The organism is Pseudomonas sp. MOIL14HWK12:I2 (genome assembly GCF_000510745.1).
GTDB classification, from domain to species: Bacteria; Pseudomonadota; Gammaproteobacteria; order Pseudomonadales; family Pseudomonadaceae; genus Chryseomonas; species Chryseomonas oryzihabitans.
The window spans coordinates 95,414-105,087 of record NZ_AZOA01000016.1 but is presented as its reverse complement, the minus strand read 5'-3'; the positions used below and the strand labels follow the sequence as shown (position 1 = coordinate 105,087).

The 9,674-nt window shown below is 65.1% G+C and carries 8 protein-coding genes; 6 read left to right on the top strand and 2 right to left on the bottom strand.

The window, feature by feature from the left end; all coding sequences use genetic code 11:
* Nucleotides 1-579 precede the first annotated feature (579 nt).
* Nucleotides 580-3,870 carry a ribonuclease E gene (gene rne / locus PSK12I2_RS0115030; RefSeq protein ID WP_027599036.1) on the bottom strand — a complete coding sequence of 1,097 codons (3,291 nt, stop codon included), beginning with the start codon at nucleotides 3,868-3,870 and terminating at the stop codon, nucleotides 580-582.
* A gap of 705 nt (nucleotides 3,871-4,575) precedes the next feature.
* On the opposite strand from rne, the gene rluC reads away from it, so the two are divergent.
* Genes rluC through sppA form a run of 3 tightly spaced genes read left to right on the top strand, consistent with a single transcriptional unit; the run spans nucleotide 4,576 to nucleotide 7,193 of the window.
* Nucleotides 4,576-5,529 (top strand): 23S rRNA pseudouridine(955/2504/2580) synthase RluC, encoded by a 954-nt coding sequence (gene rluC / locus PSK12I2_RS0115025; protein ID WP_007160606.1) that lies wholly within the window; start codon nucleotides 4,576-4,578, stop codon nucleotides 5,527-5,529.
* Entirely contained in the window at nucleotides 5,522-6,208 is a 687-nt protein-coding gene (locus tag PSK12I2_RS0115020; protein ID WP_007160605.1) for an HAD-IIIA family hydrolase, read from the top strand. The genes rluC and PSK12I2_RS0115020 overlap by 8 nt, the downstream gene beginning before the upstream one ends.
* On the top strand, nucleotides 6,201-7,193 hold the full coding sequence (gene sppA, locus PSK12I2_RS0115015) for a signal peptide peptidase SppA (protein ID WP_007160604.1): 993 nt from the start codon (nucleotides 6,201-6,203) through the stop codon (nucleotides 7,191-7,193). The genes PSK12I2_RS0115020 and sppA overlap by 8 nt, the downstream gene beginning before the upstream one ends.
* Nucleotides 7,194-7,211: 18 nt before the next feature.
* Here sppA and PSK12I2_RS0115010 read toward each other — a convergent pair whose 3' ends face one another.
* Nucleotides 7,212-7,790 (bottom strand): nucleoside triphosphate pyrophosphatase, encoded by a 579-nt coding sequence (locus PSK12I2_RS0115010; RefSeq protein WP_027599035.1) that lies wholly within the window; start codon nucleotides 7,788-7,790, stop codon nucleotides 7,212-7,214.
* A gap of 99 nt (nucleotides 7,791-7,889) precedes the next feature.
* On the opposite strand from PSK12I2_RS0115010, the gene PSK12I2_RS0115005 reads away from it, so the two are divergent.
* Genes PSK12I2_RS0115005 through plsX form a run of 3 tightly spaced genes read left to right on the top strand, consistent with a single transcriptional unit; the run spans nucleotide 7,890 to nucleotide 9,606 of the window.
* Nucleotides 7,890-8,417: a YceD family protein gene (locus PSK12I2_RS0115005; protein WP_027599034.1), complete on the top strand. Its 528-nt coding sequence runs from the start codon at nucleotides 7,890-7,892 to the stop codon at nucleotides 8,415-8,417.
* A 10-nt stretch (nucleotides 8,418-8,427) separates the two neighbouring features.
* Nucleotides 8,428-8,610 carry a 50S ribosomal protein L32 gene (rpmF, locus tag PSK12I2_RS0115000; RefSeq protein ID WP_027599033.1) on the top strand — a complete coding sequence of 61 codons (183 nt, stop codon included), beginning with the start codon at nucleotides 8,428-8,430 and terminating at the stop codon, nucleotides 8,608-8,610.
* 6 nt (nucleotides 8,611-8,616) lie between these two features.
* The gene (gene plsX, locus PSK12I2_RS0114995; RefSeq protein WP_371100622.1) at nucleotides 8,617-9,606 is read left to right on the top strand and encodes a phosphate acyltransferase PlsX; all 990 of its coding nucleotides are present in this window, start codon (nucleotides 8,617-8,619) and stop codon (nucleotides 9,604-9,606) included.
* The last annotated feature ends 68 nt before the right edge of the window (nucleotides 9,607-9,674 follow it).

Sequence of the window (9,674 nt, the reverse complement as noted above, 5' to 3'; positions counted from 1 at the left end):
CGAAGACCTTGGTTTTCACCTTCAGGCTGCGGACGTCACGCAGCCACAGACAATCGAATTTGTGCTTGCTGATGTCGATACCGATGATCGCCATTTCTCGCTCCTTGCCTTGTGCATACAGCCTCACTCCCGCAGAGGGGCTTGGATACCATTCAGGATGTAGAGAAAGGGAGCCGGCAGGCACACTCTACGGTACAGCATCGAGTGCTCAGGTTGGGTAGGTGCTTAACCGGCTCCGGGTAATGAGGTAGCTAATCCCATTACCCGGGAGAGATACAAGGTTGGGTTGAGGCAACTCCACCGGCGAAGCCCAACAATCAGCCCATCTCCCCGTGTTGGGCTTCGCTACGCTCGGCGCCAACCTACGTCGATTCCCTGGGCCCGTAGGTTGGGTTGCGGCAGCTCCACCGCCGAAGCCCAGCCAGGCAGGCCTTTATCGCGGGTAGGGCTCCAGTGCGTAGAGGGCTAGCCTGTATCGATCTATCGGGACCGGCTCGTCACCCTCGGTGCGCCATGCCCACTCGAATTCGAGGCATAAAAAAGGGGCGCCTAGGCGCCCCTTTTCATGGCTGGCGGAGATCAGCCGGGATGATTTTCCCGCGACTCCTTGAGCTTGCGATCGAGTTCGGCCTGGGTGGCTTCATCCTCTTTCACCGCATCGGCCTTGGGAGCCTCCGCAGGGGTGTCGGCTTCGCCGGTCAGGGCGACGGTAGCCGCTTCTTCCTGCGCAGGGCTGGGCACGGTTTCCACGGGCTCTTCCACCACGATCGGCGCCGATTCGGCTTCGGCTGCAGGCAGCTCTTCAGCGATCGGGGCCGGCTGGGCCTCGGGCGTCTGTTGCGGCTCGACGGTACCTACCGCCGCGGTGGCGAAGGTTTCCTCGGTTTCTGCAATGGCACCCAGGGCAGGGGCCTGAGCGTCCTGCTCGGCCTGCTTGGCGCGTGCCGCTTCGGCTTCACGTGCCAGGCGCTCGCGACGACGGCGCTCACGCGGATCGTTGGAGGCGCGACCGGCAGCCGATTCCGCAGCTTCGGTCTCGACCGGTGCCGCGGGAATGGGCGCGGTGGCCGTTACCGGAGCGGTCTGCTCGACCACCGGCGTGGTGATCTTGACTTCCTGGTGCGGCGCACGCTCGTCCTGCAGCTGGCTCACCTGGGGGGTGAGGATCTCCGGCTGGGCAGGGGCGTCCGCTGCGGGCTGCTCCATTGCAGCCTCCTGGGTGGCTTCGGTGGCGGCCGGGGGTTCGGCGGTGGCTGCCGACTCCTGCTGGCGAACGTCACGAACCTCTTCCTGGGTGGCAATGGCGGTCACGCTTTCGCTGACCACGACGGCGGTACCCAGGGCGACCGCGGCCGGCGCGACAGGGGTGTCGGTGGCTGCAGTACCTTGCTCTTCGTCTTCGATGAAGTTGCCGTTGGCATCACGCTGACGCTCGCGACGGTTGCTGCGACGACGCTGGCCGCGGGAACGGCGACGCGGACGCTCTTCGCCTTCTTCCAGCTCTTCGTTGCCTTCCAGCACCTCTTCTTCGTTCAGCTCTTCGGCGCTGGCCGCTTCCTGGCGCTCTTCGCGGGCCTTGCGTTCTTCGCGCGGCTGACGCTCTTCACGCGGCTTGCGCTCTTCACGCGGCTGACGCTCTTCGCGAGCCGGACGCTCTTCAGCGCTCACGCGCTCTTCGCGGGGTTGACGCTCCTCACGAGGTTGACGCTCTTCGCGGGGCTGACGCTCTTCACGCGGCTGGCGCTCTTCGCGAGTGGCACGCTCCTCGCGGGGCTGACGCTCTTCGCGCGGTTGACGCTCCTCGCGGGGCTGGCGTTCTTCGCGCGGTTGGCGCTCTTCGCGATTGGCGCGCTCTTCGCGGGGCTGACGCTCCTCGCGAGCCGGGCGGTCTTCACGAACCTGACGCTCTTCGCGCGGCTGGCGCTCTTCACGCGGCTTGCGCTCTTCGCGGGCCGGGCGCTCGCTGCGCTCGCCGCGATCAGCGCGCGGCTGGCGTTCTTCACGCGGCTTGCGCTCGTCGTCACGGCGGCCTTCACGGCGGCGATTCTGCTGACGACCGTTGCGGCGCTCGTCCTGGCGACGCTGCTCGTCGCTGCTCTTGGGCGCTTCCGGAGTGGCAGCGGTCTTGTCGACCATGGGCTGCTCTTCGGTCTTGCCGGCGAACAGGCTGACCAGGGACTTCACCAGACCCTTGAACAGGTTCGGCTCGGCGCTGGTCTTGGCGGCAGGGGCAGCGGGGGCGACCACTTCGGCGGCGACCGGGGTGGGAGCCGGTGCGCGCTCGGGCGCCACCTTCACGGCCGCTTCCTGGCGCACCAGGGTACGGGTGGAGCTGACCGGCTGCACCTCTTCGGCTTCGGTGTTGGCCATCTCGTAGCTGGACTGGCTGTTCAGCAGCTCGGGATTGTCGTCACGCAGACGCTGCACTTCGAAGTGCGGGGTCTCGATGTGATCGTCCGGCAGGATGATGATGCGCACGCGGGTGCGCAGCTCGATCTTGGTGATGCTGTTGCGCTTCTCGTTGAGCAGGAAGGACGCCACCTGGATGGGTACGTGGGCGCGCACCTCGGCGGTGCGATCCTTGAGGGCTTCTTCCTCGATCAGGCGCAGGATGGCCAGCGACAGGGATTCCACGTCGCGGATGATGCCCTGGCCGTTGCAACGGGGGCAGACGATGCCGCTGGTTTCGCGCAGGGAAGGGCGCAGGCGCTGGCGGGACATTTCCAGCAGGCCGAAGCGGGAGATGCGACCGATCTGCACGCGGGCGCGGTCGGCTTCCAGGGCTTCGCGGACGCGATCTTCCACGGCGCGCTGGTTCTTGACCGGGGTCATGTCGATGAAGTCGATGACGATCAGGCCGCCGATGTCGCGCAGGCGCAGCTGACGGGCGATTTCCTCGGCCGCTTCCAGGTTGGTCTGCAGGGCGGTTTCTTCGATGTCGCCACCCTTGGTGGCGCGCGCCGAGTTGATGTCGATGGACACCAGGGCCTCGGTGGGATCGATGACGATGGAGCCGCCTGACGGCAGCTTCACTTCACGCTGGAAGGCGGTCTCGATCTGGCTTTCGATCTGGAAGCGATTGAACAGCGGGACACTGTCCTGATAGAGCTTGATCTTGCTGGCGTACTGCGGCATCACCTGACGGATGAAGCTCAGGGCTTCTTCCTGGGCTTCGACGCTGTCGACCAGGACTTCACCGATGTCCTGACGCAGGTAGTCGCGGATGGCGCGGATGATGACGTTGCTTTCCTGATAGATCAGGAAGGGGCCCTTGCGCTCACCCGAGGCTTCGGTGATGGCGGACCAGAGTTGCAGCAGGTAATCGAGGTCCCACTGCAGTTCTTCGGTGCTGCGGCCCAGGCCGGCGGTGCGCACGATCAGGCCCATGTCGCCCGGGGCATTCAGGCCGTTCAGGGCTTCGCGCAGTTCGTTGCGCTCTTCACCCTCGATGCGACGGGAGATGCCGCCGGCACGGGGATTGTTGGGCATCAGCACCAGGTAGCGACCGGCGAGGCTGATGAAGGTGGTCAGGGCGGCGCCCTTGTTGCCGCGCTCTTCCTTTTCGACCTGGACGACTACTTCCTGGCCTTCGGAGAGCACTTCCTTAATGTTGACGCGGCCTTCCGGGTTCTTCTTGAAGTATTCCCGGGAGATTTCCTTCAGCGGGAGGAAGCCGTGGCGATCGGCGCCGAAGTCGACGAAGGCGGCTTCCAGACTGGGTTCGATGCGGGTGATGCGGCCTTTGTAGATGTTGGCCTTTTTCTGTTCGCGGGCTCCGGACTCGATGTCCAGGTCGAACAGCCGTTGACCGTCGACCAGTGCAACCCGCAATTCCTCGGGCTGGGTCGCGTTGATGAGCATTCTCTTCATGTAATACCACTACGTTCCGGGCTCTCGGCCCGCAGGGTGGCAACAGGATTCAAGAGAAGGGTGCACGGGGTCGTATCGAAGCCGGGCAAAGCCGGCCTTCGTGTCCAGCAGCAGGCCCTGGGGCGTGCCGCGACTACGTCTCCTGCAGGCGCTTGAGCGACTGCCGTTGCAGCTCCACAGGAGGAGGAATCAACCAGGCATGGTGCGGGCGTGACAGCCGAAAGGCTCGGGCAGCCGGGTCGTCGCGGGATTCGTGTCAGGTGTCGCTCGGTTGGAGCATCGGCCGTTGGCCTTGAGGCTTCCACCTGCGATCGTCACCTTGGCCGAAGCTGGGCGCGAAGCGGGCTGCAGGCGTACTGTCAGGCTACGCGATACGCTGGTTGTGCATCTCCATCCTGCACACAATCTTCAGGAATCAGGTGCCGCCCGCAAGGTCCGGAGCGGTTGTCGTTTTACAGCTGGCACCCTGGGTGCCGCTGCCTTGGTTACCAGGCGGATCGCAGATCGCCACTCAACCCCTTGGGCAGAGTCGGCGTTCTGCTGGACGGCCAGACGTCCAGTGACTATTGCATTTGCAGCCTATATTCGCGGGCGGAATCTACGGCCTCGCGAGCGGTGCCATCCAGACAGGACTGATAACCGCCTCCGGACTATAGCAGCAAGCTTTAAGTGCTTCAAATAAGGGAAAATTGCTATCATCTGCCGATGACTAAGCCTCCTTCTCCCAGCACCGGCGTTCAACTGCTCGATGTGCCCGCCGACTATGCCGGCCAGCGCATCGACAACTTCCTGCGTACCCACCTCAAGGGTGCGCCCAAGACCCTCATCTATCGCATCCTGCGCAAGGGCGAAGTACGGGTGAACAAGGGCCGCATCAAGCCCGACTACCGCCTGCAGGCCGGCGACCAGATCCGCGTACCGCCGCTGCGTCTGTCCGAGCCCGACGAGCCGGCGCCCCTGGCCAGGGGGCTGCTCGAGCGTCTGGAGGATTCCATCGTTCACGAGGACAAGGCCCTCATCGTCATCAACAAGCCGGCCGGGATCGCCGTGCACGGCGGTAGTGGCCTGTCCGGTGGGGTCATCGAGGTCTTTCGCCAACTGCGTCCCGACGCCCGCGACATCGAGCTGGTCCATCGTCTCGACCGGGATACCTCCGGGCTGCTGATGATCGCCAAGAAGCGCAGCATGCTGCGCTTCTTGCACGAGGCCCTGCGCGGCGACGGCGTCGATAAGCGCTATCACGCCCTGGTGCGCGGCCATTGGCCGGCGGCCAAGAAGAAGATCAGCGCGCCCCTGCTCAAGAACACCCTCAGATCCGGTGAGCGCATGGTCGAGGTCAATGACGAAGGCAAGGAGGCGCTCACCGAATTCCGCGTGCTGCGGCGCTATGGCGAATTCGCCACCCTGGTCGAGGCGCGGCCGGTGACCGGGCGTACCCACCAGATCCGCGTCCATGCCCGCCACGCCGGGCACGCCATCGCCGGCGATCCCAAATACGGCGACGAAGACTTCTCCCAGGAGATTCGCGAGCTGGGCGGCAAGCGGCTGTTCCTGCACTCGGCGAGCCTGGTTATTCCGCTGCCCGAAGGCGGCGAGTTGCGCCTGGAGGCGCCGGTCGACAGCACCTGGAGTCAGACGCTGGAGCGTCTGGATGCCTGATTACCAGCTGCTGATCTTCGACTGGGACGGCACCCTGGCGGATTCCATCGGCCGGATCGTCGAGGTGATGCACGTGGCGGCCGAGCAGCTGGGCTTGCCACCGCGCAGCGACGTGGCCGTCAAGGGCATCATCGGCCTGGAGCTGGTCGCGGCCATCCAGACGCTCTATCCGCATCTGGTCACTCCGGCGCAGATCGAGGGCTTTCGCGATGCCTACAGCGCCGAATTCGTCCGTCGCGAACAGCAGGCGTCGCCTCTGTTTCCCGAGGTGCTGAGCGGGCTGCAGCGCTTTCGCGCCCTGGGTTACCAGCTGGCCGTGGCGACGGGTAAGAGCCGGCGCGGCCTGGCCCGTTCGCTGCAGCAGCATGGCCTGAGCGAGTTCTTCGACATCACCCGTTGCGCCGACGAGGCCGCCGGCAAGCCCGATCCGCAAATGGTCGAGGAGATTCTCGCCCATTGCCGCGTGGCGCCGGAGCGCGCCCTGCTGATCGGGGATGCGGTGTTCGACCTGGAAATGGCCCGTCGCGCCGGGGTCGCTGCGGTCGGGGTGGCCTATGGTGCCCAGCCGGCCGAGGTGCTGAGGGATTTCGGGCCGCGCCTGGTGATCGAAGCTTTCGCGGACCTGGCGCTATGGCTGGGTGACAACGTTGTGGTCAGGAGTGAGGTTGGGCATGGCTGACGAGTGGAAGGAAGACAGCGGACGTACGCGTCCGGCGGACGACAAGACCTGGGCCCTGATCGAGAAGACCATGCTCGCCAGCGTGCGCGAGCAGCGGCGGGCGCGGCGCTGGGGCATCTTTTTCAAGCTGCTGACCTTCGCCTACCTGATCGTCATGCTGGTGCTGTTCACGCCCCTGCTGTCGCTGGGCAAGAAGGGTGGGGTGACCGAGTCCGGCGCCCATACCGCGCTCATCGAACTCAAGGGCGTGATCGCCGACGACGAAAAGGCCAGTGCCGACAATGTGGTCACGGCCCTGCGCAAGGCCTTCGACGACAGCAACACCCGTGGCGTGGTGCTGCGCATCAACAGTCCGGGCGGCAGTCCGGTGCAGTCCGGCTACATCTATGACGAGATCAAGCGCCTGCGCGGTCTGCATCCGGATATCAAGCTGTATGCGGTGATCACCGACCTCGGGGCCTCTGGCGCCTACTATGTGGCCAGCGCGGCCGACGCCATCTATGCCGACAAGGCCAGCCTGGTCGGCTCCATCGGCGTGACGGCGGCTTCCTTCGGTTTCGTCGGCACCATGGAAAAGCTGGGCGTGGAACGCCGGGTCTACACCTCGGGCGAACACAAGGCCTTCCTCGATCCCTTCCAGCCGCAGAAGCCCGAAGAGACCCGATTCTGGCAGCAGGTGCTGGATACCACCCATCAGCAGTTCATCGACAGCGTCAAGAAGGGGCGTGGCGACCGGCTCAAGGTCGAGGGTCATCCGGAGCTGTTCTCCGGGCTGGTCTGGTCCGGCGAGCAGGCGCTGTCCCTGGGGCTGATCGATGGCCTCGGCAGCGCCAGCTATGTGGCGCGCGATGTGGTCAAGGAAGAGCGGCTGGTCGACTACACCCAGGAAGACTCGCCCTTCGACCGTTTCGCCAAGCGCCTGGGCGCCAGTGTCGCCGAGCGCCTGGCGCTTTACATGGGCTGGCAGGGTCCGGCGCTGCGCTAGGGCGACAGCCTGCAGGTCTCAAGGGACCTGCAGGCCAGCCTCCCGCAGCAGTGCGGCGAGGCGGATGAGGGGGAGGCCGATCAGGCTGGTCGGGTCGTCCCCCTGCATGGCCTCGAACAAGGCGATGCCCAGGCCCTCGGCCTTGAAGCTGCCGGCGCAATCGTAGGGCTGTTCCGCCAGCAGGTAGCGGTCGATGGTCGCAGCCTCGAGCGGGCGAAAGCGCACCTGGAAATCCACCACCTCGCTGCGGCACTCCCCGGTGCGGCTGTCCAGCACGGCCAGTCCGGTATGGAACACCAGGGTGCGACCGCTGGCCCGGGCCAGTTGCTGCCGGGCTCGCTCATGGGTCAGGGGCTTGCCGAGAATCTCGCCGTCGATGGCGGTCGCCTGATCCGAGCCGATGATCAGGGTCGGCTCCGGCTGGTCGGCCAGGGCAGCGGCCTTGGCCCGGGCCAGGCGCTCCACTAGCGCCCTCGGGCTTTCGTCAGGCCGTGGCGTTTCGTCGATGTCCGGCGACCGATGAGCAAAGGGCAGCTGGAGTCTTTCCAGCAATTGGCGGCGGTAAGGCGAGCTGGAAGCGAGTAGAATGAGAGGCATCAGTTTGTTCTCGGGCGAGATCGACCAGAGGTCGGTCGGAGTCGCTTCGGGGTTAATTTCCTTTGACAGCCGTAAGGCCGTCCCTATAATGGCGCGCTTATGTTGAATGGGCCAATTCCACCTCAGGTCGATCCTCGCAAATTGGCGGATCGCGGCGTAACCCTCAAGGGTGAGCTGCCTCTCGCGAACATGCGGCGTGTCGGCGAGCAGCTCGTGAAGTCCGAAGGCGCGGTAGCCGTCGTCCTCGACTTCGGGCGTGATCAACAGCGGCAGTTCGTCATCCACGGTGTCCTCGATACCGCGGTCGAGATGATCTGCCAGCGTTGTCTGGAGCCGGCAGTGCTTCCCATCCACAGCGAATTCGATTTCGCCGTGCTCTGGGAGGGGCAGTCGGCCGATGCCTTGCCACAGGGTTACGATGCCCTGGAGGTTGGCGAAGATCCGCTGGATCTGCATAGCCTGATCGAAGAAGAGCTGTTGCTCGCTCTGCCGATCATCCCTGTGCATCCGGAAGGGGATTGCCAGCATCCGGAAGGTTTCGAGGCGCCCGAAGAGCCGGCGGACGAGGAAAAGCGACCCAACCCGTTCAGTGTACTTGCGCAGTTGAAGCGTGACCCAAACGTTTAGGAGTTAAATCATGGCTGTTCAGCAGAACAAAAAATCCCGTTCCGCTCGCGACATGCGTCGTTCGCACGACGCCCTCGAAGCGAACGCTCTGTCCGTGGAAAAGAGCACCGGTGAAGTTCACCTGCGCCACCACGTGTCGCCCGACGGTTTCTACTGCGGTCGCAAAGTGATCGACAAGGGTTCCGACGAGTAATCCTCGATCGAAATCGTCATCGCGATCGATGCAATGGGCGGGGACTTCGGTCCCCGCTGCATTGTTCCTGCTTCATTCGACGCTCTCGAGCGTTTCCCCGCCCTACATCTTCTCCTCTGTGGTCAGCGCGACGCCCTGTCGGCCTGGTCACCGCCTGCCTCTCTCGCCAATCGCCTGCAGTTCGACTACGTCGATGCCCTTGTCGGGCCCGATGAACGCCCCGCTGCCGTGGTGCGCAGTCGTACCCGGACGTCCATGCATGCTGCGCTCGACGCGGTCCGGCAGGGGCGTGCCCAGGGCTGCCTGAGCGCCGGCAATACCGGGGCCTGGATGGCGCTCGCGCGACAGCTGCTGGGGACGCTGCCGGACATCGATCGCCCCGCGATGATGTCGGCGTTGCCTGGACGGGGAGAGCACCAGACGCTGCTGCTCGATCTCGGCGCCAATCTCGACAGCTCTGCCGAACAGCTGGTGCAATTCGCCTATCTGGGGGCGGGTGCGGCCCAGGCGCGTGGCCTGGTGCGGCCAAGGGTCGCGCTACTCAATGTCGGGCGCGAACCGGGCAAGGGCACGCCGGTGATCCAGGAGGCGGCACGGCGCCTCGCCCAGAGTCAGGCCTTCGATTTCATCGGCTTCGTCGAGGGCAGCGATCTCTATGCCGCCGTCGCGGACGTGGTGGTCTGCGATGGCTTCACCGGCAATGCGGTGCTCAAGTCCGGCGAGGCGTTGCTGCGCCTGCTGGTCGAGCGCAGCGGCACGGCCTCCTGGCTCGAGCGTCAGTTGCTGCAGCCCTGGCTGGCCCGGCGTTTCCGCCACTGGGATCCGGAGCTGCGCAACGGCGCGAGCTTTCTCGGCCTGAATGCGGTGGTGGTGAAAAGCCATGGCGCGGCAGGCGAAGTCGGTCTCGTTCAGGCCATCGAGCGCGCCCTGCGCGACGTGGAGACTGATCTCCCCGAGCGGATCCGGTTAAACTTGGCGGCTCTGAAAGCGGTGTGACCGACCGGTCGACACCGACATCTCAGTCTGTCAGTGGCGGAACCGCGGTTTCGCCAGCAATGGACCTA

Excerpts from the sequence above, each read along its gene's own strand:
- rne (WP_027599036.1), bottom strand. The coding sequence starts at position 3,870 with ATGAAGAGAATGCTCATCAACGCGACCCAGCCCGAGGAATTGCGGGTT.
- rluC (WP_007160606.1), top strand. The coding sequence starts at position 4,576 with ATGACTAAGCCTCCTTCTCCCAGCACCGGCGTTCAACTGCTCGATGTG.
- PSK12I2_RS0115020 (WP_007160605.1), top strand. The coding sequence starts at position 5,522 with ATGCCTGATTACCAGCTGCTGATCTTCGACTGGGACGGCACCCTGGCG.
- sppA (WP_007160604.1), top strand. The coding sequence starts at position 6,201 with ATGGCTGACGAGTGGAAGGAAGACAGCGGACGTACGCGTCCGGCGGAC.
- PSK12I2_RS0115010 (WP_027599035.1), bottom strand. The coding sequence starts at position 7,790 with ATGCCTCTCATTCTACTCGCTTCCAGCTCGCCTTACCGCCGCCAATTG.
- PSK12I2_RS0115005 (WP_027599034.1), top strand. The coding sequence starts at position 7,890 with ATGTTGAATGGGCCAATTCCACCTCAGGTCGATCCTCGCAAATTGGCG.
- rpmF (WP_027599033.1), top strand. The coding sequence starts at position 8,428 with ATGGCTGTTCAGCAGAACAAAAAATCCCGTTCCGCTCGCGACATGCGT.